Below are 26,196 nucleotides of genomic sequence, written 5' to 3'. Positions count from 1 at the left end.
AATCCGCCCCTAGTGAATCTGATCGAGACCGGCGAGCATCCGGTCGGTGTCCGGAACTGGCAGCCCTGCATCGGTCCGCGCCCAGACCAGGCTCAGCAGTGCCCAGAGCGCGTCGAGTTGCTCCGCGGTCCCCTCGAGCGGGCCGTCCAGCGTCACGGTGTCACCGTCGATCACTGCGGTCACTGCGTTGACCTGCACCCGGTGATGGTCACCGACCGCTTCCCGGGCTGGTGCGAACAGGCCGCCGAGGTCGGCGATGACCTGCGCCGGCCGTTGGGCCGGCGGGGCCGCCACAAGATCGGCCTTGCCATGTGACCCGGTCAGGACCAGGACGCCGGGGATGGAGACGGAGTGGGCACCGGCGATGTCGGTGTCCAGACGGTCACCGACGAAGACTGCCCGATCGCTGCCGACCCGTTCCAGGGTCTCGGCCAACAACGCCGGCTCGGGCTTCCCGGCGACCTCGGGGAACCTGCCCGGCAGGGTCGTCGCCACGGCATCGACCATGGTGCCCGCACCGGGGGCGAGGCCGGATTCGGTGGGCCGGGTGGGATCGGTGTTCGTGGCCACCCACAACGCTCCGTCCTGTACCGCATAGGCCACCTCGGCCAGTTGCGCCATGGTCAGGTCCGGGGTGTAACCCTGGACCGCGGCAACCGGCTCTTCGGCCGCAGCAGCGACGACCTGCAGACCGTTCGCCGTCACCTCCTCGCGCAGGTGCGCCGACCCGGCCACCAGCACCTTCGAACCCGGCGCCACCCGGGAGGCGAGGAGTTTCGCCGCCGCCTGGGCGGAGGTGACGACATCGGACCCGACCGCTCGGACGCCGATCTCGGTCAGATGGGCCGCCACGGCGTCCGGGGTCCGGGCGGCATTGTTGGTCACGAAGAGCGCCTGCTTGCCGGCAGCGCGCAGTCTGCCGACAGCATCATCGGCACCGGGTACCAGCTCCGGACCTCGGTAGATCACCCCGTCGAGGTCGAAGAGCACGGCGTCCAGCCCTTCGACCAGTGAGCCCTCCTCATCGGTACGACGATCGACCACCTCGGCCGAACCTCCCACGCTCACTCCTCACCTTCGGCGTCGAACTCCACCTCGATGTCGTCGGTACGGTCGACCCTGAGGTGGTCGGCGGCGTCAGTGGCCTCCGGATCTGCATCTGCCGCCCGGGCGAACCAGGCCCGCGAGTCGGCGGTGTTGCCCTCTCGTTCGAGCACGGCCGCGTAGGCATAGGCCAGCCGCGCCCGTACCTCCGCGGGCGAATTGTGCTCGGCGTCCCAGGCCTTGCGCAGCAGCCGCTTCGCCTCGGCCACCTGCCCGAGGTCCTCGCGGGCGCCGGCCTCGACGATACGAAGTTCCACCCGGGTCGCCACCGGAAGCCGCCCGCCACTGCCCTCGCGTGCCGTGGCCAGCGCTTCATCGGGTTTGCCCAGGGCGCGAAGACAGTCCGCGATCACCGGTAGGTATTCATCGGAGCCGGTCATCCGCCGTAGGGTACGGAAGTCCTGCAGGGCTGCAGCGAAGTCCTCGGCCGCATACGCCGTCTCGGCGGCTGCCTCGCGTACTACCGGAAGCCGGGCGGCGTGCCGCCGAGCAACCGCGGCGTAACGCTGCGCCTCGACCGGGTCGGTGTCGATCAGCTGCCCAGCCATCAGCAGATGACCACCGACCTTCTCGGCCAGATCCGCAGGAAGTCCCCGGAGCTCGGCCTTGACCGCCCTCGGCAACGGGGACAGGTCGAGATCAGCCGGCAATTGTGGATCGTCGGGGTGAACCTCGCGCGAGGAACGCCGGTCGTCGTCTCGAGAAAAGGAGCGCGGGGGTCGGTCACCGGCACGCTGCGGACGTCCGTTGCCATCGCGGCCTGGACGCGAGTCACCACCGCGGGGCCGGGAACCCTCACTGCGGCGATCACGACGATCACCGCGGCCAGCCCCCTGCCGATCCCGACCATCCGACCGCTCGGCCCGGGCCCCGGACCTGCCACGGTCACCACCACGACCGCGTGCCCGGTCCTGCGAGGCTTCATCGGCGCGATTGCTGTCGCGCCCACTGGAGCTGCGGGACTGCCCGGGCCGCCGATCGGCCGACCGTTGGTCACGGCTGTCGGTGGAGCGACCGCGGCGCTCGCCGGCGGGACGTCGACCGCCGTCACTGGAACGCCGGTTGCCGGAGCGTGAGGAATCGTCACCGGTACGGCGCGAGCCACCGCCATTCTTCGGCCCCCTGGACCCACTGCGTCCCGAGCCTCCACGCTCACCACCACGGCCCGAATCCTCGCCGTTACCTGGTCGACGGCGGCGATCCTCGGGTTCGTTCTGCTCAGAATCCTTCACCGCTACATCGTTGTTCATATCGGTGTCGGCTGCAAACTGCGTTCCTGCGCGGTCTGGGCCATGCCGGGAACAACGGCACCAGCCCGACGGGCCACTCGCCCAACCGGTGGCCCGCTGAAGCCGGTGCAACCCCGGAAAGCAACAGGTCGGACGACCGAACAAACCGAAGCAGGATCACCCCAGGTGCCGGCCCGTTCATGCACGGCCTTGCCGAGGCAGACGGCCGATGGCCGATGGCCACGATGACCAATGCTGCAGCCCACAAGGCAAGCCAAGACACGAAAGGGCCCAGAAATAAAACAACCCCCGCGGTCGCGATGCGACCCGGGGGTTGTTGTGATGTCCGGCGACGTCCTAGTCTCCCACACGGTCCCCCGTGCAGTACCATCGGCGCTGAGAGGCTTAACTTCCGGGTTCGGAATGGGACCGGGTGTTTCCCTCTCGCAATGATCACCGAAACTCTATTGAGATTTCGATCAGGTGGTTCCCGACCGTATCTCGGGAACCCCACAGTGGACGCGTAGCATCTTTGTAATGACAAGCCTTCGGTCTATTAGTATCGGTCAGCTCCATGCATTTCTGCACTTCCACGTCCGACCTATCAACCCGGTGATCTTCCGGGGACCTTAACTCACAAGGAGTGGGAGCCCTCATCTTGAAGCGTGCTTCCCGCTTAGATGCTTTCAGCGGTTATCACTTCCCAACGTAGCCAACCAGCCGTGCTCTTGGCAGAACAACTGGCACACCAGAGGTTAGTCCGTCCCGGTCCTCTCGTACTAAGGACAGCTCTTCTCAAGACTCCTACGCGCGCAGCGGATAGGGACCGAACTGTCTCACGACGTTCTGAACCCAGCTCGCGTGCCGCTTTAATGGGCGAACAGCCCAACCCTTGGGACCGACTCCAGCCCCAGGATGCGACGAGCCGACATCGAGGTGCCAAACCATGCCGTCGCTATGGACGCTCGGGCAAGATCAGCCTGTTATCCCCGGGGTACCTTTTATCCGTTGAGTGACGGCGCTTCCACATGCCACCGTCAGATCACTAGTCCCGACTTTCGTCCCTGCTTGAGATGTCTCTCTCACAGTCAAGCTCCCTTGTGCACTTACACTCGAAACCTGATTACCAACCAGGCTGAGGGAACCTTTGGGCGCCTCCGTTACCATTTGGGAGGCGACCGCCCCAGTCAAACTACCCATCAGGCACTGTCCCTGATCCGGATAACGGACCAAAGTTAGATAACCAGAACAACCAGAGTGGTATTTCAACATTGACTCCACAACCACTGGCGTGGCTGCTTCAAAGTCTCCCACCTATCCTACACAAGTTGCACCGATCACCAATACCAAATTGTAGTAAAGGTCCCGGGGTCTTTCCGTCCTGCTGCGCGTAACGAGCATCTTTACTCGTAGTGCAATTTCACCGAGTTCATGGTTGAGACAGCGCCCAAGTCGTTACTCCATTCGTGCAGGTCGGAACTTACCCGACAAGGAATTTCGCTACCTTAGGATGGTTATAGTTACCACCGCCGTTTACTGGGGCTTAAGTTCAGTGCTTCGCCGAAGCTAACACTTCCCCTTAACCTTCCAGCACCGGGCAGGAGTCAGTCCGTATACATCGTCTTACGACTTAGCACGGACCTGTGTTTTTGGTAAACAGTCGCTTGGGCCAGGTCTCTGCGGCCATCAACGCTTCGGGAGTAAATCCCTACACGTATCCGGCCCCCCTTCTTCCGAAGTTACGGGGGGATTTTGCCGAGTTCCTTAACCATGATTATCTCGATCGCCTTGGTATTCTCTACCTATCCACCTGTGTCGGTTTGGGGTACGGGCGGCTAGTGAACTCGCTCACGAAGTTTTTCTAGGCAGCATAGGATCACCCACACGATGAGTACGGAAACCGTACCATCGAGCCATCCTGTCTCAGACGTATGAGGTGCGGATTTGCCTACACCTCGTCCTACACACTTAGCCCGGGACTACCATCGCCCGGGATGGGCTACCTTCCTGCGTCACTCCGCAGCTTGCCTAATACAAGTTTGGGTCGCAGAGTCATTGACGTTCAGTCCGAAGACGTCCCGTCAACTTCCGTGCTTAGCATTACCTGCCTCGGCAGGGTCGTTCAAAAACCGGCTACGGGAATATCAACCCGTTGTCCATCGACTACGCCTGTCGGCCTCGCCTTAGGTCCCGGCTCACCCAGGGCAGATTAGCTTGACCCTGGAACCCTTGGATATTCGGCGGACGGGTTTCTCACCCGTCATTCGCTACTCATGCCTGCATTCTCACTCGTGTGCTCTCCACGGCTGGGTCACCCCGCCGCTTCTTCGCGCACACGACGCTCCCCTACCCATCCACATGCCTGGGTACTAGGTACCGGGCTATTATGTGAATGCCACAGCTTCGGCGGATGGCTTGAGCCCCGCTAAATTGTCGGCGCGGAATCACTTGACCAGTGAGCTATTACGCACTCTTTCAAGGGTGGCTGCTTCCAAGCCAACCTCCTGGTTGTCTGCGCAACTCCACATCCTTTTCCACTTAGCCATCGCTTAGGGGCCTTAGCTGGTGATCTGGGCTGTTTCCCTCTCGACTATGAAGCTTATCCCCCACAGTCTCACTGCCGCGCTCTAACTTACCGGCATTCGGAGTTTGGTTAATTTCGGTAAGCTTGTGGGCCCCCTAGACTATCCAGTGCTCTACCTCCGGTAAGAAACACGCGACGCTGCACCTATATGCATTTCGGGGAGAACCAGCTATCACGGAGTTTGATTGGCCTTTCACCCCTATCCACAGCTCATCCCCTCCATTTTCAACTGAAGTGGGTTCGGGCCTCCACGACGTCTTACCGTCGCTTCACCCTGGCCATGGATAGATCACTCCGCTTCGGGTCTAGAGCATGCGACTCGATCGCCCTGTTCGGACTTGCTTTCGCTACGGCTTCCCCACACGGGTTAACCTCGCCACATACCACTAACTCGCAGGCTCATTCTTCAAAAGGCACGCCGTCACCCCGTAGGGCTCCGACGGATTGTAGGCAATCGGTTTCAGGTACTATTTCACTCCCCTCCCGGGGTACTTTTCACCTTTCCCTCACGGTACTTGTCCGCTATCGGTCACCAAGGAGTATTTAGGCTTAGCGGGTGGTCCCGCCAGATTCACACGGAATTTCAGGGGTTCCGTGTTACTTGGGGTAACATTCGAGAGTGCACACTTTACAACTACAGGGGTATTACCTTCTGTGCCGAACCTTCCCAGAGTTCTTCGTCTTCAGTGAGCATTTATGACTCTCTGACCAGATGACAGCCTGGTCTGAATGGCCCCTCAACACCGCAAATGCAACGCCTGTCAGCTATCACACAGATGCGGTTTGGCCTCTTCCGCGTTCGCTCGCCACTACTTACGGAATCACTGTTGTTTTCTCTTCCTGTGGGTACTGAGATGTTTCACTTTCCCACGTTCCCTCCCGCTGCCCTATGTGTTCAGGCAGGGGTCGCCGGACATGACTCCGGTTTCCTTCGAGGTTTCCCTATTCGGAGATCCCCGGATCGAAGCTTGTTTACCAGCTCCCCGGGGCTTATCGCAGGTTACAACGTCCTTCATCGGCTCTTGGTGCCAAGGCATCCACCGATTGCCCTTAGTAGCTTGTTGTTACTACAAAGATGCTCGCGTCCACTGTGAAGTTCTCAAGATACGGGCGGTACCAGTTCCTCCACTCCTTTCGGAGCTTCAGCGCTGGTCCGCAGAAGAGTGATGCTTGCGCGATCGACCCTTCAGGACCCAACAGCGTGCCCGGGCCGGCCTGGTGATCTTCGAGGTTCCACTCCCACTCGTTCGAGAACGTGTGAGTTGTACTGACGTCGATTCCGACTGCCGGCTTAATGGTCAATGTTCCACTTCAGTTAGCCTGTTCCGCCGAGAACGTACGTCTCGGATCGGAACGCTTGGACAGCTCATGGCTGCCAATGGGCTCCTTAGAAAGGAGGTGATCCAGCCGCACCTTCCGGTACGGCTACCTTGTTACGACTTAGTCCTAATTACCAGTCCCACCTTCGACGGCTCCCTCCCAAAAGGGTTGGGCCACCGGCTTCGGGTGTTACCGACTTTCATGACTTGACGGGCGGTGTGTACAAGGCCCGGGAACGTATTCACCGCAGCGTTGCTGATCTGCGATTACTAGCGACTCCGACTTCATGGGGTCGAGTTGCAGACCCCAATCCGAACTGAGACTGGCTTTTTGGGATTCGCTAAACCTTGCGGTTTCGCAGCCCTCTGTACCAACCATTGTAGCATGTGTGAAGCCCTGGACATAAGGGGCATGATGACTTGACCTCATCCCCACCTTCCTCCGAGTTGACCCCGGCAGTCTCCTATGAGTCCCCGGCATTACCCGCTGGCAACATAGGACGAGGGTTGCGCTCGTTGCGGGACTTAACCCAACATCTCACGACACGAGCTGACGACAGCCATGCACCACCTGTATACCGACCTTGCGGGGCACCTGTCTCCAGATGTTTCCGGTATATGTCAAACCCAGGTAAGGTTCTTCGCGTTGCATCGAATTAATCCACATGCTCCGCCGCTTGTGCGGGCCCCCGTCAATTCCTTTGAGTTTTAGCCTTGCGGCCGTACTCCCCAGGCGGGGCACTTAATGCGTTAGCTTCGGCACGGAACTCGTGGAATGAGTCCCACACCTAGTGCCCACCGTTTACGGCGTGGACTACCAGGGTATCTAAGCCTGTTTGCTCCCCACGCTTTCGCTCCTCAGCGTCAGGAAAGGTCCAGAGAACCGCCTTCGCCACTGGTGTTCTTCCTGATATCTGCGCATTCCACCGCTCCACCAGGAGTTCCATTCTCCCCTACCTTCCTCAAGTCTGCCCGTATCGGAAGCAGGCTCAGGGTTAAGCCCTGAGTTTTCACTTCCGACGCGACAGACCGCCTACGAGCTCTTTACGCCCAATAATTCCGGACAACGCTTGCACCCTACGTATCACCGCGGCTGCTGGCACGTAGTTGGCCGGTGCTTCTTCTGCAGGTACCGTCACGTTAGCTTCGTCCCTGCTGAAAGCGGTTTACAACCCGAAGGCCGTCATCCCGCACGCGGCGTTGCTGCATCAGGCTTTCGCCCATTGTGCAATATTCCCCACTGCTGCCTCCCGTAGGAGTCTGGGCCGTATCTCAGTCCCAGTGTGGCCGGTCGCCCTCTCAGGCCGGCTACCCGTCGAAGCCTTGGTGAGCCGTTACCTCACCAACAAGCTGATAGGCCGCGAGCCCATCCTTGACCGCCGGAGCTTTCAAGCTCAGTGGATGCCCACCGAGCTGGTATCCGGTATTAGACGACGTTTCCATCGCTTATCCCAGTGTCAAGGGCAGGTTGCTCACGTGTTACTCACCCGTTCGCCACTCGTGTACCCCCGAAGGGGCCTTACCGTTCGACTTGCATGTGTTAAGCACGCCGCCAGCGTTCGTCCTGAGCCAGGATCAAACTCTCCGTTGAAAACTTGCCCTGCCTACCGAAGTAGGCAGGAAGTCAACTTTGAGATGCCTGACCGGGTCCAAAGGATAGGACCCATATCATTCATCAAAGGAACTTCGTCACGAGTCACCAGATCCGAAGATCTGCTTCCTCGATCGACGAGGTTTTAATGCATTGCTTGGCATTGACTTTTAAGCACGCTGTTGAGTTCTCAAGTTTCGTTCGCGCTCCGCGCTTTGGCCTCTCGACCTCCGCTTGGGGCAACCCGTACTACTTTACCGATCCGATCCGGCGGAGTCAAATCCGCTTTCTCGAGCCGGCCCAGCCGACAACCCAGTTCCGGAAGCTTCAGTGGGTCCGACTAGGACGCGCACCACTCCCGGTGAAGGTTGAGGTTGGTGCCTTCGGGCTGTGCTTCTTGCGAAGCTTTCTGCCCCAGAAGGCTTGGCCTACTCTACCCTTCGATCCGACTCTCGTCAAATCTCCGGTCCGGACCGAAGTCCGGGAGACGCACCTGAAGGAAGGGCCTCAGCTGGTCCGTATTGGACTCAAGCCTTACCCCGCCTTTGGATGGTGGTTGCCCAGGCTCCTGACTTTCGTCAGGCCGTCTCTTGGGCCTCGCCTACTCTAGATGCTCGCTGACTTGTTGTCAACTCGCTTCTTTGGCTCCGGTTACCCTCGGCCTGCGGCGACTGCCTACGCTAGGGCTTCGTCGAGCTGATGTCAACTCGCTCCCAGCGCGGTTCGAAGTGTCTTTCGGACCTGCGGCGGCTGCCAAAGCTAGGGCCTTCGTCGAACTGATGTCAACTCGTTCCCCGGCTGTTCCGAGTGACCCCGGAACCGGCAACGAGGAGAGACACTAGACCCCTGCTGCCGAGGTTTCAAATCGGAGTCCGGCGACCGTCTTCCGGCCCCTGCGCAGCACCACGTAGCGGCCGTGCAACAGCTGATCCGGCCGCAGACGCTCATCGGCATCGGTGACTCGTTCGTTGTTCAGGTACGCGCCACCTTCGGCCACTGCACGCCGGCCGGCGGACTTGCTGGCGACCACACCGGACAGAGCCAAGGCATCGGCCACGGTTGGCAGTTCAGGTCCGCCGACCTCGGTCAGCCCCACCTCGGTGAGTGCATTGCGGAGCATGGTCTCGTCCATCGTCGACAGGTCCCCTCTGCCGAAGAGTGCCTGGCCGGCGGCATTGGCTGCTTCGGCCTCCGCCGCGGAATGGACCAAGGTGGTGATGTCGTCGGCGAGTACGCGCTGGGCTCGCCTTGCCTGCGGGCGCTCGGCGGTCTCCACCGCGAGTTGGGCGATCTCGTCCTCCCCTCGCGGCGAGAACACCTTCAGGTAGTCGATCACCTTCTCGTCCTCGGCGTTCAGGAAGAACTGGTGGAAGGCGTAGGGACTGGTCAGCCCGGGGTCCAGCCAGACGGTGCCGGATTCGGTCTTGCCGAACTTCGTCCCATCGGCCTTGGTCAGCAGCGGACTGGCCATCGCATGCACCCGCTCACCCGTCACCCGCCGGATCAGCTCCGCACCGGCGGTGATGTTGCCCCACTGGTCACTGCCACCGAACTGCAGGGTGCAGTCGTAGCGTCGGAAGAGCTCCAGGTAGTCCAGGGACTGCAGCAGCACGTAGGAGAACTCGCTGTAGGAGATCCCGTCCTCGAGCCGGTTGCGCACCACGTCGCGGGCCAGCATCCGGTTCACCGGGAAGTGCTTGCCGATGTCGCGGAGGAAGTCGATCACCGACATCGGCCCGGTCCAGTCGAGGTTGTTCACCGGGGTGGCGGGGTTGTCACCGTCCAGATCCAGCAATCCGCTAACCTGGCCCTGGATCCGGGCAACCCACTCGGCAACCACCTCCTTCGGGTTCATCGTCCGCTCACCCGATTCCTTCGGATCACCGATCAGACCGGTCGATCCGCCGACCAGCAGCAGCGGCCGGTGGCCCGCGGCCTGGAGCCGTCGCGCGACCATCAGTTGCACCAGGTTGCCCATGTGCAGACTGGGAGCAGTCGGATCGAACCCCACGTAGAAGGTGAGCCTTCCGGCCAATGCCGAGGACAGTGCCTGCGGATCGGTCGAATTGGCGATCAGACCCCGCCAGGACAGCTCATCGAAAACATTCACGGGTCCAATCCTGCCCGATCGGCGCGCTCACGTCGCATCCGGCCCGGGCACGTCGGCCTCCCCATGATCGCCGATCCGTGGCAGCAGCTCGTGCAGCCGCTCGGCCGCCTCGGACAACTGCTCCGACACCCGTGCTGTGGCAGTTCCGCCGCGCCCGTCGCGGGCATCGATCGAACCGCTGACGCTGAGTACCTGCAACACCTCCGGGCCCAGTTCGGGAGAGATCCGTGCGATGTCGGAGACTGTCAGATCCTGCAGTTCGACCCCCCGCTCCTCGCAGTAGCGGACCGCGGCGCCGGCGATCTCGTGGGCACGGGCGAACGGTACGCGCTGACGTACCAGCCAGTCGGCGACATCGGTGGCCAGGGAGAACCCTTGGGGCGCCAACTCGGCCATCCGTTCGGTGTGGAAGGTCAAGGTGCCGAGCAGGCCTGCAACCGCCGGCAGCAGGATCCGGAGTTGATCAACACTGTCGAAGACCGGTTCCTTGTCCTCCTGCAGATCACGGTTGTAGGCCAACGGGAGCCCCTTCAGGGTGGCCAGAAGGCCCGTCAGGTTCCCGATCAACCGCCCCGACTTCCCGCGAGCGAGTTCGGCCACATCGGGGTTCTTCTTCTGCGGCATGATACTGGACCCGGTCGACCACTCGTCGGCCAGGGTGACGAATCCGAACTCGTAGGTGCTCCAGAGGATCACCTCCTCGCTGACCCGCGACAGATCGATCCCGATCTGCGCCAGTACGAAGGCCGCTTCGGCTGTCAGGTCGCGAGCGGCCGTACCGTCGATCGAGTTCGCCACCGAGGTGCCGAAACCGAGGTCGGCCGCGACAGCCTGCGGGTCCAGGCCCAGGGACGTACCGGCGAGTGCTGCCGAACCGTAGGGGCTCTCGTCGAGTCGACGCAGCAGATCGGCGATCCGGTCGAGGTCCCGCAGCAACGGCCAGGCATGGGCCAGCAGGTGGTGGGAGACCAGGACCGGCTGGGCGTGCTGCAGATGGGTGCGTCCTGGCATGGGTACGCCCAGCAGCTCGGTCGCCTGACCGTGCAGGGCCCCGACCACCTGCGCCACCCCGTCAGCGATGACCTGCAACTCCTCGCGCAGCCACAGGCGGATCAGGGTGGCGATCTGATCGTTGCGGGAACGCCCTGCCCGCAGCCGACCACCGAGTTCGGGCCCCAGCAACTCGATCAGCCCGCGTTCCAGTGCGCCGTGCACATCCTCGTCCCCGGCCGCCGGCACGAACTCACCGTTCGCCACCTGCTCGTCGAGCCGGTCGATGCCGTTCAACAGTTCCTTGAGTTCGTCGGCGGTGAGCAGTTCCGCTCGGTACAGCGCCCGGGCGTGCGCACGTGAACCTGCAAGATCGTGCCGGGCCAACCGCCAGTCGAACTGGGTCGACTTGCTCAAGGCGAACATCGCCTCCGCCGGTCCGCCGGCGAAACGCCCACCCCAGAGTCGTCCCTGTCCGCCGTTCGCGGCTCCTGCGGGCTGCTCGCTAGACATATGTCCTCTCACTTCTGGTCGTCAACGGGTTGCGCCTCGGTGCCGTCCGGCCCTGATGCACCGTGCTCGGCAGGCCGGCGGCTGCACCGACGGTCTCGCACGGTAGGCAAGCTTGCCGCACGCTCACCCTTGGTGCCCACTGCGTTCACGACCGTCGGCAGGTGCGAAGAGATAGCGGTAGCGATCGACCTGGCCGAAACCGGCCTTCGCATAGGCAGCCCGGGCGGCGTGGTTGTCGTGCTCGACGCTCAGTTGGAGATACCCGGCACCGATCTGCTGTGCGGCGCCGGCGAGCGCCTGCAGCACCATCCCGGCGTACCCGCGTCCGCGCTGATCCGGACGGGTCCACATCGCGTTCACCCCGGCCCATCCACCGTCCACCGCGATCCGGCCGACGGCCACCGGAAGCTCGTTCGCAGGTGAGGCGTCGGGATCGTCGATCAGCGCGAAAGCCTGCCACGCCGACCCGGTGACCAGTGCGCGGGCCACCGCCGAGTCCTGCCTGCCGGAGGCGAACCAACCGGCCAGCCACCGCTCCGGCGGAGTCTGTCCATGCAACTGCACCTCCACCGTGCCGCGGAGCTCTGGCAGGCGCAGGCCGGTGATCGGCATCGCCAGCACCGGATCGAACTCCAGGGCGTGCCAACCGTCGCCGAGCAGTTCAGCGGGCAAGGGGTCGGCCAACCCGGCATAGTCGACCACACTCGGGCGCAGGCCGCGGGCGGTGTAGAACTCGATCACCGGGTCGATCGGTGCATCCGGGGCCAACCGGAGCGCGGCATTCGCACGTTTGGTGAACCCCTCGGTGGCCTGCAGCAACCAGCCGGAGGTCTCGACCACCTCCGCGGCCGGCCAGGTCCCCAACCAGTGGCGTACCGCGCGTAACCGGTCATCGAGGTCGAGCTCGATCACGACGGTCCGATCATGCGTTCAGCGACAGGAATCGTTCGGCGAGCGCGGCACCACCGGCACCGTCGCGACTGATCACCATCACGGTGTCGTCACCGGCGATGGTGCCGAGGATGTCGGGCCAGGCAACCCGGTCGATGGCTGAGGCGACGTACTGCGCCGCACCGGGTGGGGTACGCAGCACCGCCAGGTTCGCCGACCCCTCGGCCGAGACCAACAGTTCCTCACACACCCGGGTGAGGCGCTTCTCGAAGGTCCCCGATTCCGCGGCGGTGGCGCTGCGGTCACCGCCCTCCCCCGGTACGGCGTAGATCAACTGGCCGTCGCTGGACCGCACACGCATGGCACCGATCTCCAGGAGGTCCTTGGACAGGGTCCCCTGGCTCACCTCGATCCCGTGGACGTTCAACAGCTCGGCCAGATCGCTCTGGGATCGGATCGCCTGTCCCCCGACCAGGCTGATGATCAGGTTCTGTCGGGCCGCCTTCGTCGTCGGCGCACTCATCGGGCTTCGCCGTCCTGACCTGCCCATTCGTCCAGCATGATCATCACGGCCTTCTGCACCGGCAGCCTGTTGGCGGCCTCGTCCCAGACCACCGAACGCGGTCCGTCGATCACCTCGGCGTCGATCTCCTTGCCCCGGTAGGCCGGCAGGCAGTGCATCGCGATCGCCTGCGGCACGGTCTCCATGAGCTCGGTGGTCACGCGATAGGGCGCGAACACCCGCGCCCGTTCCTCGGCGCCGTCCTGACCCATCGAGACCCAGGTGTCGGTGATCACCGCGTCGGCACCGAAGGCGCCAGGTTCGTCGGTGATCCGGATCGTGGCCCCGGTGTCGGCGGCGATCAGGTTCGCCGACTCGACCACGGCCGGATCGGGTTGGTAGCCCGCAGGTGAGGCGATGGTGATGTGCATCCCGGCCAGCGCGGCACCGAGCAGGTAGGAGTGGGACATGTTGTTCGCCCCGTCGCCGAGATAGGTCATCGACAGACCCCGCAGCGAGCCCGCGGTGCCGTCCCCCTGATGCTGGGCGATGGTGAGCAGGTCGGCCAGTACCTGACACGGGTGGTGGTCATCGGTCAGGGCGTTGATCACCGGCACCCCGGCATGACGGGCCATCTCCTCGATCCGTTCATGCGCCCCGGTCCGCCAGACGATCTGCGCCACCTGCCGTCCGAGCACCCGCGCGGAATCCGGAATCGACTCCCGGGTTCCGACGCCGGCGAGATTGCCATCGACCATCAGCGCGTTCCCGCCCAGATCGGCGATACCGACCTGGAAGGAGAGTTGGGTACGCAGGGTCGGTTTGTCGGAGATGATGGCCACCGACCGTGGGCCGTTGAAGGGACGGTGGGACCACCGGTCCCGGGTCAGTTCGGCGGCCAGGTCGATCGCCCGCGCCTGTTCGGCAGGGCTGAAGTCGTTCGGGGCCAGGAAGTGCCTCATACCCGCGCCTCCCCTGCAGCCACCCGACCGGTGTCCAACAGGCCGGGCAGGGCCTGGACGAAGGAGCTCAGGTCATCGGCTCCGATGATCAACGGCGGCGCCAGTCGGAGCACATTCGGTCGTGGGGCGTTGATGATGAATCCGGCGTCCAGGGCGGCATCGGATACCGCCGGTGCCACCGGCTCGGTGAGCACCACTCCGCGCAGGAGTCCGCGTCCGCGTACCTCGGCGATCAGCGGGTGATCAAGTGTCTCGATGTCGCGGGCGAGTTGATCACCGTTGCGCCGGGCCCGGTCCAGCAACCCGTCGCGTTCGATCACGCCGAGCACCGCCAGCGCCGCCACTGCCGCCACCGGGTTGCCACCGAAGGTGGTGCCGTGGGAGCCGGGATACATCAGGTCGGCGGTCGCACCCAGGGCCAGACAGGCGCCGACGGGGAAACCGTTGCCCAGGCCCTTGGCGATGGTGATCAGGTCCGGTACGACATCCTCGGCCTGGTGGGCGAACCATTCCCCGGCCCGGCCGAGCCCGGTCTGCACCTCGTCGAACCACAGCAGTGCACCGTGCTCGGCGGTGATGGCGCGAGCAGCGGCGAGATAGCCCGGCGGGGGCACGACGATGCCGTTCTCACCCTGGATCGGTTCCAGCACCACGGCCGCGACCGTTTCGTCGACCGCTGCCGCCAAGGCCTCGGCGTCACCGTAGGGAACGAACTCGACCGGACCGGGCAACGGCTCGAACGGTTCGCGGTACTTCGGTTTGTGGGTGATCGACAAGGCCCCCATCGTGCGACCGTGGAATGCGCCCTCGGCAGCGATGATCTTCGCTCGACCGGTCAGCCGGGTGATCTTCAGCGCAGCCTCGTTCGCCTCCGTCCCGGAGTTGGTGAAGAACACCTTCGCATCACCTCCGGCCAGCGCGCTGAGTCGCTGGGCCAGCGTCACCTGGGCCGGGGTGGCGAAGAAGTTGGACACATGACCGAGCGTGCTCAGCTGACCGGTGACCGCGGCGAGGACGGTCGGATGCGCATGCCCCAGGGCGTTCACGGCCAGGCCGGAGAGCAGGTCGAGGTACTTGTTCTGCTCGGCATCCCAGACGTGCACCCCCTCTCCCCGCACGAAGACCCGCTTGGGTGGACCGAAGCTGTTGATCATCGATCCGTTGTAGGCCCGCAGCACCTCGGTGCTGCCACTGGCCGGTGAGACCAGTTCGGTCACGGTGCGCCTCCGTTGTAGTACTCGTTCTCCGGGATCCCCGACTCGGCGGAGAAGACCCGACTGCCCAGGCGGATCATGCCATCCTGGGTGATCATGGTGCCGATGCCTGCATTGGTGAAGATCTCCAACAGCAGTGCATGGGCGATCCGGCCGTCACTGACCGTCGCCCTGGTGAGTCCACCCTCCACCGCCCGCAGACATGCCTCCATCTTCGGGACCATGCCCGATTCCAGGGTGGGCAACAGCTCCCGCAGTGCCGAGGCCGGCATCTCCTTGACGATGTCGGTGGAGTTGGGCCAGTCGGCGTACAGCCCCTCGACATCGGTGAGCACCACCAGCCGTTCGGCCTGCAGACCCACCGCCAAGGCGGCTGCGGCGGTGTCGGCATTGACGTTGTGCACCACCCCGTTGGCATCGGGGGCGATGCTGGCCACGACCGGGATCCGCCCGGCGGCCAACAACCCCTCGATCGCCTCGGTGCTGACCTCGGTGACGTCGCCGACCAGGCCGATGTCGGTCTCCACCCCGTCCACGACGGCACCGCGTCGCTGAGCGGTGAACAGGCCTCCGTCCTCACCGGACATACCCACGGCGAGAGCGGAGTGGGAGTTGATCAATCCGACCAGATCCCTTCCCACCTGCCCGACCAGGACCATCCGGACGATCTCCATCACCTCCGGGGTGGTGACCCGCAGACCGCCCTTGAACTCCGAGGGAATGCCGAGCCGACCGAGCATCGAGGAGATCTGCGGACCACCGCCGTGCACGATCACCGGGTAGAGACCGCACCGCCGCATGAAGACGATGTCCTGGGCGAAGGCGCGCTTGAGGTCCTCGTTGATCATGGCGTTGCCGCCGTACTTGATCACGATTCGCTTGCCCGCGTAGGTGTCCAGCCAGGGCAGTGCCTCGGTCAGGATGGATGCCTTCTCGACCAGGGTCAGATGATCACTCATGTGGAGTACTCCGCGTTCTCCTTGACGTAGTCATAGGTCAGGTCGTTGGTCAGCACGGTCGCCCGGGCATCGCCGGCGTTCAGTTCGACCAACAGTTCGACCTGTCTGCCGGAGAGGTCGACCAGGTTGCGGTCCTCACCGATACCACCGCCACGGCAGACGGTGATGTCGTTGAAGGTGACATCGACCCGGGAGGGTTCGAAGGCGATGTCGGTGGTGCCGATCGCCGACAGCACCCGGCCCCAGTTGGGATCGCCGCCGAAGACCGCACATTTGAAGAGGTTGGAACGGGCGATGGTACGGGCGCCGGCGACGGCCTGGTCCTCGGTTGCCGCTCCGGCCACGGTGATCGCGATCTCGTGGGAGGCACCCTCGGCATCGGCGATCAATTGCCGGGCGAGATCGGCGCAGACCGCGGTCAGCGCATCGCCGAAGGTCTGCGGATCGGGTCGGATCCCGCTGGCGCCATTGGCCATGGCGATCACGGTGTCGTTGGTCGACATGCATCCATCGGAATCGGCCCGGTCGAAGGTCACCCTGGTCGCCGCCCGCAGGTGGGAGTCCAGTTCTGCGGGTTCGAGTTCGGCATCGGTGGTGATCACCACGAGCATCGTCGCCAGACCCGGGGCGAGCATCCCCGCACCCTTGGCCATCCCCCCGACCACCCAGCCGTTGCCACCGACGACCGACTGTTTGGGCATGGTGTCGGTGGTCATGATCGCCTCCGCGGCTGCCTGACCGCCTTCGGGATGCAGGGCAGCGGTGACCTCGACGATCCCCGGTACCACCAGCTCCAGCGGCAACTCGACCCCGATCAGACCGGTCGAACAGACCGCAACCTGCTGTTCGAGGAGCCCGATCGCCTCGGCAACGGTGGCTGCCATCGTCCGGGCGGCGCTCAGGCCCGCTTCCCCGGTGCAGGCGTTGGCGCCGCCGGAGTTGAGCACCACCGCGCGCAGTTCCCCGTCGGCGGTGTGTTCCCGGGAGACCTGTACCGGTGCTGCGGGGAAACGATTGGAGGTGTAGACCGCCGCTGCACTGGCCCGGGGCCCGACATTGTGGACCACCGCGAGGTCCGGGCGGCCGCTGGGCTTCAACCCGGCGGTGCCCCCGGCAGCGGTGAAGCCGTGGGGTGCGGTGACACTCATGGCGCCACCCCCACGACCGGCAGCCCGGTGGTCTCCGGCAGGCCCATGGCCAGGTTCAGGCATTGGACCGCCGCACCGGCGGTCCCCTTGGTCAGGTTGTCGATCGCGGCGACGGCCACCACCCGGTGGGCAGCGGTGTCCACGGTCACCTGGATGTGTGCGGCATTGGCCCCGGTCACGTACTGGGTCTGCGGCCATTGGTCGGGCGGCAGCACCGTGATGAACGGTTCGTCGGCGTAGGTCTCGGTCCAGATCCGCTGGACCTCGGCGGCGTCGACCTCGGCCGCCAGCGGTGCGGTGCAGGTGGCCAGGATCCCCCGCGGCATCGGCACCAGGACGGGGGTGAAGGACACGCTGGGATCGACCGCGCCGAGGGTACGGAAGTTCTGCAGGATCTCCGGTACGTGCCGGTGCACACCACCGACGCCGTAGGCCGAAGCCGACCCCATGAGTTCGGCACCGAGCAGATGCGGTTTGGCCGCCTTGCCGGCACCGGAGGGACCACTCGCGGCCACCACGACCACATCGGAGCCGTCGATCACCCCGTGCACCAGCCCGGGCAGCAGCGCGAGGGTCACCGAGGTCGGGTAGCAGCCGGGTACGGCGACCCGGCGAGTGCCGGTCAGCTTCTCCCGTTGTCCGGGCAGTTCCGGCAGCCCATAGGGCCAGGTCCCGGCGTGCGGGGTGCGGTAGAACTTCTCCCAGTCCTCGGCATCGGCCAGACGGAAGTCGGCCCCGCAATCGATCACCGCGACATCGTCGGGCAGTTCGGCAGCGATCGGCCCGGAGGTGGCGTGCGGCAGGGCCATGATCACCACATCGTTGGTGGCCAGTTCGGCAGCGCTGGTCTCGGCGATTCGTCGGTCGGCCAACGGTCGCAGATGGGGCTGTTGGGTCCCCAAGGTCGATCCTGCCGAGGCGCCGGCACTCAACGTACCGATCTCCACCTCGGGATGCCCCAGCAGGAGGCGTAGCGCCTCACCGCCTGCGTAACCGGTGCACCCGGCAACGCCTACCCGTATCGTCATGGCCATGAGTATGCCACACATGGAATATGTATTCCATGGATTATCATCGCGTCGTGCCTCTCACCGATGAGCAAGTACCCGACCTGTGGCGTGACCTGGGGATCCCCGGACTGGCCGACATCCATGTCCACTTCCTGCCCGAACCGATGCTGCGCAAGGTGTGGGCCTACTTCGACGCGGTGCAGACACCGGGTGGACGCTGGCCGATCACCTACCGACTGCCCGAGGAGGAACGGCTGCAGATCCTGCGCAGCCTCGGGCTACGCGCCATCCCGTCCCTGACCTACCCGCACAAACCCGGGATGGCGACCTGGCTCAACCAGTGGTGTGCCGAGTTCGCCGACCGCGTCCCCGACGCCGTCCACTCCGCAACCCTGTACCCCGAACCCGGCGTCACCGACTACGTCGCCCGAGCCCTGGAATCCGGGGCGCGGGTCTTCAAACTGCATGTGCAGGTCGGCGCCTACTCCCCCACCGACCCATTGCTGGACGACGCCTGGCGACTGCTGAGCGACAGTGGCGTCCCGGTGGTGATCCATGCCGGATCGGGCCCCGAACCCGGCCCGTACACCGGCGTCGAACGGGTACGCGCGGTGCTCCAGCGCTGGCCGGAACTGACCCTCGTCGTGGCCCATGCCGGCCTACCCGAGTACGACGCCTTCGCCGACCTGGCCGAGCAGTTCGCCCGGGTCCACCTCGACACCACGATGGTCGGCACCGACTTCACCGAATCGGCCTGGCCGATGCCGCCGGGTTATGTCGAGCGGCTGGCCGCACTGCAGGACAAGGTCGTGCTCGGCACCGACTTCCCGAACATCCCCTACCCCTACGCCCACCAGATCGAGGTGCTGCAACGCCTCAGCCCCGGTGAGGACTGGCTGCGCGATGTGCTGTGGAACAACGGCGCCCGGCTGCTCGGACTCACCGACCGGGGCGTCGGATGATCAGGCGCGCTGCACGGCTCCGTACCGCTCGGCAGCCGCCTGCACCGCGGCATCGCGTGCCGTCGAGGCCTCTGCCTCGGTGAGGGTACGGTCGGCAGCCCGGAACCGCAGGGAGTAGGCCAGCGACTTCTTCTGCTCGCCGAGCTGCTCGGAGCGGTAGATGTCGAACAACCGGACGCTCTCCAGCAGCTCACCGGCACCCTGGACCAGCGCCTGTTCGACATCGGCGACCGGAACCGCCTCGTCGACGACCAGGGCGACATCCTCCTTCACCACCGGGTACGGCGAGATCAGCGGCACCTGTCCGGGACCGGGCACCAGCGCGATCAGGGCATCGAAGTCGAGTTCCACGGCAGCGGTGCGTTCAGGCAACCCGAACGCCTGGACCACCTTCGGATGCAGCTCACCGGCGTACCCGATGAGCGTGTCGCCGACCGAGATCGCCGCGCACCGACCCGGGTGCCAGGGTGCGTACTCAGCAGCGCGTCGGGTGACCCGCAGCCCGAGCGAGGCGGCAACCACGTCGACCAGCGCCAGCGCCTGCTGCCAGCCGGCCGGTTTCGCCGGGTTGTCCCAGCCCTTCGGCTGCCAGAGCCCGGTGAGCACGGCACCGAAATGCCATGGCTGGCGCGGCAGTGCCGCATCCAGGGCGAGCAGTTCGGCATCGGTTGGGCGGTCCAGCACTCCCGGGGTGGGCGCATCCGGACGCTGGGCACCGAAGTAGACCGAGCCGAACTCGAACAGGGCGAGGTCGTCCTGGCTGCGGGAGGTGTTCTTCGCCACGGCGGCGAACAACCCCGGCAGCACCGTGGTCCGGAGCTTGTCCTGCAGCTCCGACAGCGGGTTCAGCAAGCTGACCTGGTCACGTCGTTGATCATCGGCGGCGATCCCGAGCTTGTCCAGATCGGCGGCCGAGGTGAACGGGAACGACAACACCTCGACGAAGCCCGCGGCGGTGGCGGCCCGGTTCACCGCCCGCCGGGCCCGCTGCACCGGACTGAGCCCGTGTCCACCGGGAGCCCGCGGTACGACCGAGGCGATCTTGTCGTTGACGCCCCACTTCGCACCGACCTCTTCGACGTAGTCGAAGGGGTCGACCAGGTCGGGGCGCCAGCTCGGCGGCCGCAGTTGCAGACCCGTCTCACCGACGGTCACCTCGACCCCGCTGGCGGTGAGGGTGTCGATCACCCACTGGTCGTCGATCTTGGCACCGAGCACCCGGGAGGGCAGCTGCGGATCCATCGTCTGTCGTGGCGATTCCGGCGCCCGGCCGACGATCGTCGTCCCGGTGACCGTGCCGCCGCCGTAGCGGGTCAGCAACTCGGCCGCACGTGCGGCCGCGGCATAGGTGGCGCGCGGATCGACGGTCCGTTCGAATCGCTTGGACGCCTCGGAGACCAGTTTCAGGCGTCGTGAGGTACGACCGATCTGGATCGGGTCGAACCAGGCCGCCTCCAACAACACCTCGGTGGTGGTCTCGTCGATCTCGGTGCTGGCACCGCCCATCACCCCGGCCAGCCCGATCGGGCCGGAGTCGTCGGTGATCAGCAGGTCGCCCGCGGCGAGTGTGCGCCGCTTGTCGTCGAGGGTGACCAGGGTCTCCCCCTCGGTCGCCTCCCGGACGACGATCCCGCCCTGCACCCGATCGGTGGCGAAGGCGTGCAGCGGTACGCCGATCTCCAACATCACGTAGTTGGTGACATCGACGATCAGCGAGATCGGGCGTACCCCGGCCAGTTGCAGCCGGCGAGTGATGAACTGCGGGCTCGGACGGCTCGGGTCCACTCCGCTGATGCTCAGCATCGTGTAGAGCGGCGCCTTCGGTGTCTGCAGCTCCACCGACTGTCCCTCGGCGATCGGCGCGGGCAACGCCTCGGCGGCCGGATCGGTGAAGGCCACCGAATTCGCCAGCGCCGACTCCCGGGCGATCCCGCGGATCGACAGGCAGTAGCTCATGTCGGGGGTGACGGCGATGTCCAGCACGTCCTCGCGGAGTCCGAGGGCATCGACCACCGGCGTACCGAGCTCGCGGGGATTGCCATGATCATCGACCGGGGACAGGACCAGGATCCCGTCGTGCTCATCGCCCAGACCCAGCTCGCGGGCCGAGCAGATCATGCCGTCGGAGACGTGGCCGTAGGTCTTGCGGGCCGAGATCGCGAAATCGCCGGGCAGCACCGCGCCGGGCAGCGCCACTGCCACGAGGTCCCCTTCGGCGAAGTTGCTCGCGCCGCAGACGATGCCCCGTGGTCCACCGTCGGTGATCTCCGAGGTCTGGTTGTACTCACCGACGTCGACGGCACACCAGCGGATGGTCTTGCCGTTCTTCTGCGGCTCGGCCTCGAAGGAGACCACCTTGCCGATCACCACCGGCCCGCTGACATCGGCACCGGCGGAGTCGATCCGCTCGACCTCCAACCCGATGTTGATCAACTGCTCGCGCAGCGTCACCGGATCGAGATCATCACCCAGTGCTGCGTACTCGGCCAACCAGCCGATCGGGGCCCTCATCGTGCATCTCCCATCAGGGCGCGGCTGAACCGCACATCACCGTCACTCATGTCGCGCATGTCCTTCACGCCGTTGCGGAACATCAACGCCCGCTCGACACCGATGCCGAAGGCGAAACCGGTGTACCGATCGGTGTCCACCCCGGCGGCGGCCAGTACCCGCGGGTTCACCACGCCGCTGCCGCCCCACTCGATCCACCCCTCCGAGGAGCAGGTACGGCAGGGGCGATCGGGATTGCCCACCGACTCGCCGTGGCAGACGAAGCATTCGAGGTCGACCTCGACACTCGGCTCGGTGAACGGGAAGTAGTTCGGCCGCCACCGCAGGGTGATCTCACCGAACAGGGCTCGGGCGAACTGTTCCACGGCGCCCTTCAGGTGCCCCAGGGTGATCCCCTCGTCAACCACCAGTCCCTCGATCTGGTGGAAGACCGGCAGATGGGTGGCGTCGTACTCGTCGGCGCGGAACACCTTGCCCGGGGAGACCACGTAGACCGGCAGGGCGCGGGTCAGCAGCGAACGGATCTGCACCGGGGAGGTCTGGGTCCGCAGCACCACATGGGAGGAGGCGGGGGCGACGAACAAGGTGTCCGACTCCGCCCGGGCGGGGTGATCGGGGTGCAGATTCAAGGCGTCGAAGTTCATCCATTCGGTCTCCACCTCCGGGCCCTCGGCGACGGCCCAGCCCATGGAGAGGAAGGTGTCGCTCATCAGCTCGATCATGGCCGTGATCGGATGCGGTGCGCCGACCGGGCCGAAGCTCACCGGCAAGGTGACGTCGACGGTCTCCTCGGTCAGCCGATGGGCGAGTTCGGCCTCGCCCAGCTCGCCCTCGCGCGCCTTCAGTGCCTGGTTGACCCGGCCGCGGGCCTGGCCGATCCGTTTGCCGGCGTCCTTGCGCTCGGCACCGGGCAGGCCACCGATGGCACGGTTGGCCAGGGCGAGCGGTGACCGCTCACCGGTGTGGTCGATCCGTACCTGTTTCAGCGAGGCACTGTCGGCGGCCTCGGCGACGGCGGCCAGAGCTGCTTCGACCAGTCCGCTGACGGTCGTCTCATCCAGCGCCGGCGCGGCCGGGATCGCCTGTGCGTCGTTGGACTCGTCCGTTTCGGCGGCCACGATCTTCTCACTTCCCTGCATCATCGACCCCGTTCGGCGACGGGGTGTTGCTGCGGGTCGGACGACCCGCGCGGGACAGTCTAGGGACAGATCGGTTGCTGTGCCTGTTCGGCGCTGACGGGTGGGGGTTCATGAATTCCTCGGCTCTCGGGATGGGGCGGTGGGCGCTCCCCCGGCCGGGTCCGGACCGTCAGGACAGAGGTGCCGCCACGTGCATCACCCAGCCCCCACGGCCCTGTTCCGGCCGGGGGCGGATGAATCGCCGCATGAGGTTCACCCGATCAGCATACCCAGCGTGCCGCGGGCGCCGTCCATCTGTTTCCGGGACCGGATGGGTTGAGGCGGCAGGGCCGGGGCAGACGGTCAGCCCACGCTCACGTCGGCGCGCTCGCTGGTGCGTACCCGTAGCGGATCGGCATCGGCGAAGGTGAGCCGGTTCACCGGCAGGGCGTCGGCGTGCTCGGTCTGCAGCCACTTGGTGAGCGCCTCGCGTACCTCACAGCGCAGGTCGAAGACCTTGTCGGTCGAGTCGGTGCTGAGCACCACCCGTACCCGCAGACAACCACCGGTCGCCTCGGTGATGTTCAGGCCCTGCGAGCGGCCGTCCCACAGCTTCGAGGCGGCCAGGATCCGGTCGAGTTCGTCGCGCATCCGGTCGATGTCGACACCCCAGTCGAGGTCGAACTCGACGGTGCCGAGGATCATCGGGGTACGCCGGCTCCAGTTGGTGAACGGGGTCTGGGTGAAGTAGGTGGACGGCAGCACCAGCCGGCGGTCGTCCCAGATCCGGACGACGACGTAGGTGAGGGTGATCTCCTCGATGGTTCCCCATTCCTCCTCCACGACGACCACATCGTCGACCCGGATGGCGTCGGAGAAGGCGAGTTGCATCCCGGCGAACACGTTGCCGAGCACCGATTGTGCGGCCAGACCGGCGATCACCGAGGCCAGGCCGGCCGAGGCGAGCAGGGAGGTGCCGATGGCCCGGGCACCGGGGAAGGTGAACAGTGCGGCACCGATGGCGATGATCACCACCACCGCGATCGCCACCCGTCGGAGCAGGATCACCTGGGTCCGGATCCGCCGGGTCTGTCCGCTGCTGGTGGTCGTGGTGAACTCACTGGCCAGGCTGTCACCGATGACGGCGATGATCCTGGTCAGCAACCAGGCCCCGGCGGCGATGCAGCAGATGATCAAGGTCTGCCGGATGCCCGGCCCGAGATCCCCGGCGAGGGAGATCGCACCACTGGCCGTACCGGCGATGGTGGCGGCCACGGTGAAGGCGAAGGTCGCGCCCGGCCAGCGCAGTTGGCGCCGCAACACCTGTTGGATTCTCGGCCGGCGACTGGCCATCTTGATCACCGCTCCGGAGAGCAGGGTGACGGCAACGGCTCCGAGCGCGCCGACCAGCACGGTAATGCCGATCGGCAGTGCGACAGCGAGGATCTCGTCCAAGGTGTGGTGTGCTCCTTTCGATCTTCAGGGAAGGGCACGGCGCCGGAATCGACCGATCCGGCGCGAGCAGGCCCGGTCTCCGACCGTAGGTGTCGGATCGGCCGCACCGAAGGATCGAGTGGTGTCAGCTATGTCACCCACAGGTTCGGCACAGGACCGGGTTCACCATCAGGGCGACGACGCTGCGCGCCTCATCCGTTCCGCAGCAAACGCACCCATTCGACCCGGATGAGCGCAAATCCTGCGGAACAGACGCGAAGGGGTACGGACGAAGAACGACCACAGGTACGCCCACACGCCCCATCCGTTCCGCAGCAAACGCACCCATCCGACCCGGATGAGCGCAAATGCTGCGGAACAGAGACGGAGGGGTACGGACGAGGGAGAAGGAGGTCCGCCGCCGTGGAAGTCCGCCGCCGTGAAGGCGCGCCCCCGTGAAGGTCGGCTCAGACCGCGGGGGCCCGGCGCAAACCGCGGGGCCCGGTTCAGACCGCGGGGCCCGGCGCAGGAGGTCAGTCGTGAGCGGCTCGCTGGGCAGCCGCACTCTGGTAGAGACAGACCGAGGCCGCGGTCGCGAGGTTCAGGCTCTCGGCGCGGCCCCAGATCGGGATGCCGACGGATCTGTCGGCCAGGGCCGCGGCCTCGGCCCGCAACCCCCAGGCCTCGTTGCCGAGGATCCAGGCGGTCGGGGCGGCGAGCTCACCGCTGGCCTGCAGCAGGTCCAGCCGGTCGGCCGATCCGCCGTCGGCGGCGAGGATCTGCATCCCACGGGTACGGCAGGCGTCGACGGCCCGGGCCAGGTCGATGCCGGTGACGATCGGCAGATGGAAGAGGCTGCCCACACTGGCCCGGACGACCTTCGGATTGGTCAGCTCCACCGAAGATTCGGTCAGCACGACCGCGTCGGCCCCGAAGGCGTCGGCGCAGCGGATGACCGTACCCGCATTGCCCGGATCGCGGATCTGGGCGCAGATGACGACCAACTGCGGCGCCTCCCCCAGTGCCCGGTCCAGGCTCACCTCGTCGGCCCTGGCGATCGCCACGATGCCCTGCGGGCTGTCGGTGTCGGCCAGCGTCTGCAACTGTTCGGCGGCGAGCAGGTAACTGTCGTCGACCACGAGTTCGGGATGGCGCTGCGCGGCGGCCTCGGTGACGAAGACCGTGTCGACCAGTCCGGCGGCCAGTGCTTCGCGTACCGCCTGCGGTCCCTCCACCAGGAACTGCCCACGGGCCAGGCGTTGTTTGCGCTGCAACAACTTCCGGGCCGACCGGAGCTGACCAGTGCTGGCAGCCCGGATCGGCCCGGAGGAGTTGTCGGAGCGCGCGCGCTCAGGCAGCAGACACCTGCTGGTTGGCCTTGGCGACCGCGACCAGGGCGGAGAACGCCTTCGGGTCGGTGACGGCCAGATCGGCCAGGATCTTCCGGTCGACCTCGACCTCGGCGGCCTTCAGACCGGCGATGAACCGGTTGTAGGTCAGTCCCTCGGCGCGAACCGCAGCGTTGATCCGCTGGATCCACAGCTTGCGGAAGTCGCCCTTCTTGGCCCGGCGGTCCCGGTAGGCGTAGACGTTGGAGTGGAGGATCTGCTCCTTGGCCTTGCGGTACAGACGCGAACGCTGACCGCGGTAGCCCGATGCCTGATCCAGAATTTCCCGGCGCTTCTTGTGCGCGTTGACGGAACGCTTGACGCGTGCCATGTCGATCTTCTCCTTGCGATGTGGTGCTCGCTCACACCCGATGAGCACCGAAACGGTGGTGGTGTGCGCCGCGAGGGCGCGCGACCTGGCTGGCAGGTCCGGGACCCGACCGGGTGGCCGGGACGGGGCTCACTTGCCGAGCAACTTCTTGGCGGTCTTCGCATCGCCCTTGGTCAGCACGGCATCGCCGTCCAGACGGCGGGTGCGGGTGCTGGGCTTGTGCTCGTTCAGGTGCATCTTGCCGGCCTTGCGGTGCATGACCTTGCCCGAACCGGTGATCCGGAACCGCTTCTTCGCACCGGAGTGCGTCTTCATCTTGGGCATTG

At 65.5% G+C, this 26,196-nt stretch carries 18 protein-coding genes and 3 rRNA genes; 1 reads left to right on the top strand and 20 read right to left on the bottom strand.

Going from position 1 to position 26,196, the window contains the following annotated elements; all coding sequences use genetic code 11:
- Positions 1-9: 9 nt before the first annotated feature.
- The 14 genes from CLV29_RS03470 to argC form a co-directional block, all read right to left on the bottom strand.
- A complete protein-coding gene (locus CLV29_RS03470) occupies positions 10-1,068 on the bottom strand; it encodes an HAD-IIA family hydrolase (RefSeq protein ID WP_208292739.1) in 1,059 nt (352 codons plus the stop codon).
- Entirely contained in the window at positions 1,065-1,754 is a 690-nt protein-coding gene (locus tag CLV29_RS03465; protein WP_133753659.1) for a hypothetical protein, read from the bottom strand. The genes CLV29_RS03470 and CLV29_RS03465 overlap by 4 nt, the downstream gene beginning before the upstream one ends.
- 923 nt (positions 1,755-2,677) lie before the next feature.
- A 5S ribosomal RNA gene (gene rrf, locus CLV29_RS03460) occupies positions 2,678-2,794 on the bottom strand.
- A 75-nt stretch (positions 2,795-2,869) separates the two neighbouring features.
- Positions 2,870-5,981 (bottom strand): 23S ribosomal RNA (locus tag CLV29_RS03455).
- Positions 5,982-6,308: 327 nt separating this feature from the next.
- Positions 6,309-7,827, bottom strand: a 16S ribosomal RNA gene (locus tag CLV29_RS03450).
- Together the 16S, 23S and 5S rRNA genes form the textbook arrangement of a ribosomal RNA operon.
- 838 nt (positions 7,828-8,665) lie before the next feature.
- Positions 8,666-9,937, bottom strand: coding sequence for a tyrosine--tRNA ligase (gene tyrS / locus CLV29_RS03445; protein ID WP_133753658.1), 1,272 nt, complete (start codon positions 9,935-9,937; stop codon positions 8,666-8,668).
- 27 nt (positions 9,938-9,964) lie between these two features.
- The gene (gene argH, locus CLV29_RS03440; protein ID WP_133753657.1) at positions 9,965-11,440 is read right to left on the bottom strand and encodes an argininosuccinate lyase; all 1,476 of its coding nucleotides are present in this window, start codon (positions 11,438-11,440) and stop codon (positions 9,965-9,967) included.
- Positions 11,441-11,563: 123 nt separating this feature from the next.
- Complete coding sequence (locus CLV29_RS03435) at positions 11,564-12,352, bottom strand: GNAT family N-acetyltransferase (RefSeq protein WP_133753656.1); 789 nt, start codon at positions 12,350-12,352, stop codon at positions 11,564-11,566.
- 10 nt (positions 12,353-12,362) lie between these two features.
- Positions 12,363-12,854 (bottom strand): arginine repressor, encoded by a 492-nt coding sequence (locus CLV29_RS03430; RefSeq protein ID WP_133753655.1) that lies wholly within the window; start codon positions 12,852-12,854, stop codon positions 12,363-12,365.
- Positions 12,851-13,795 carry an ornithine carbamoyltransferase gene (argF, locus tag CLV29_RS03425; protein ID WP_133753654.1) on the bottom strand — a complete coding sequence of 315 codons (945 nt, stop codon included), beginning with the start codon at positions 13,793-13,795 and terminating at the stop codon, positions 12,851-12,853. Before argF ends, CLV29_RS03430 begins: the two co-directional genes overlap by 4 nt.
- A complete protein-coding gene (locus tag CLV29_RS03420; protein WP_133753653.1) occupies positions 13,792-15,012 on the bottom strand; it encodes an acetylornithine transaminase in 1,221 nt (406 codons plus the stop codon). The genes argF and CLV29_RS03420 overlap by 4 nt, the downstream gene beginning before the upstream one ends.
- The gene (gene argB, locus CLV29_RS03415; protein ID WP_133753652.1) at positions 15,009-15,968 is read right to left on the bottom strand and encodes an acetylglutamate kinase; all 960 of its coding nucleotides are present in this window, start codon (positions 15,966-15,968) and stop codon (positions 15,009-15,011) included. The genes CLV29_RS03420 and argB overlap by 4 nt, the downstream gene beginning before the upstream one ends.
- Positions 15,965-17,116, bottom strand: a complete 1,152-nt coding sequence (gene argJ / locus CLV29_RS03410) for a bifunctional glutamate N-acetyltransferase/amino-acid acetyltransferase ArgJ (RefSeq protein ID WP_133753651.1) — start codon at positions 17,114-17,116, stop codon at positions 15,965-15,967. Before argJ ends, argB begins: the two co-directional genes overlap by 4 nt.
- A complete protein-coding gene (gene argC / locus CLV29_RS03405; protein ID WP_133753650.1) occupies positions 17,113-18,144 on the bottom strand; it encodes an N-acetyl-gamma-glutamyl-phosphate reductase in 1,032 nt (343 codons plus the stop codon). Before argC ends, argJ begins: the two co-directional genes overlap by 4 nt.
- 53 nt (positions 18,145-18,197) lie before the next feature.
- Here argC and CLV29_RS03400 point away from each other — a divergent pair, with 53 nt between their 5' ends.
- Positions 18,198-19,088, top strand: coding sequence for an amidohydrolase family protein (locus CLV29_RS03400; RefSeq protein WP_243831698.1), 891 nt, complete (start codon positions 18,198-18,200; stop codon positions 19,086-19,088).
- Here the strand turns inward: CLV29_RS03400 and pheT are convergent, their stop codons facing one another.
- The 6 genes from pheT to rpmI all read right to left on the bottom strand — a co-directional run bounded on the left by pheT (position 19,089) and on the right by rpmI (position 26,194).
- On the bottom strand, positions 19,089-21,599 hold the full coding sequence (gene pheT / locus CLV29_RS03395) for a phenylalanine--tRNA ligase subunit beta (protein WP_133753648.1): 2,511 nt from the start codon (positions 21,597-21,599) through the stop codon (positions 19,089-19,091). It lies immediately after the preceding gene.
- Complete coding sequence (gene pheS / locus CLV29_RS03390) at positions 21,596-22,738, bottom strand: phenylalanine--tRNA ligase subunit alpha (RefSeq protein ID WP_133754996.1); 1,143 nt, start codon at positions 22,736-22,738, stop codon at positions 21,596-21,598. Before pheS ends, pheT begins: the two co-directional genes overlap by 4 nt.
- A gap of 342 nt (positions 22,739-23,080) precedes the next feature.
- Positions 23,081-24,172, bottom strand: coding sequence for a mechanosensitive ion channel family protein (locus CLV29_RS03385; RefSeq protein ID WP_208292737.1), 1,092 nt, complete (start codon positions 24,170-24,172; stop codon positions 23,081-23,083).
- Between the two features lie 512 nt (positions 24,173-24,684).
- Positions 24,685-25,509 (bottom strand): TrmH family RNA methyltransferase, encoded by an 825-nt coding sequence (locus tag CLV29_RS03380; protein ID WP_133753647.1) that lies wholly within the window; start codon positions 25,507-25,509, stop codon positions 24,685-24,687.
- Positions 25,502-25,870 (bottom strand): 50S ribosomal protein L20, encoded by a 369-nt coding sequence (gene rplT / locus CLV29_RS03375; protein WP_133753646.1) that lies wholly within the window; start codon positions 25,868-25,870, stop codon positions 25,502-25,504. Before rplT ends, CLV29_RS03380 begins: the two co-directional genes overlap by 8 nt.
- A 129-nt stretch (positions 25,871-25,999) precedes the next feature.
- Positions 26,000-26,194: a 50S ribosomal protein L35 gene (rpmI, locus tag CLV29_RS03370; protein ID WP_133753645.1), complete on the bottom strand. Its 195-nt coding sequence runs from the start codon at positions 26,192-26,194 to the stop codon at positions 26,000-26,002.
- Positions 26,195-26,196: the final 2 nt, after the last annotated feature.

The sequence above is a fragment of the Naumannella halotolerans genome, assembly GCF_004364645.1.
GTDB classification, from domain to species: Bacteria; Actinomycetota; Actinomycetes; order Propionibacteriales; family Propionibacteriaceae; genus Naumannella; species Naumannella halotolerans.
Note: the sequence above shows the minus strand (reverse complement) of the source record. Positions and strands in the feature narration are given on the sequence as shown.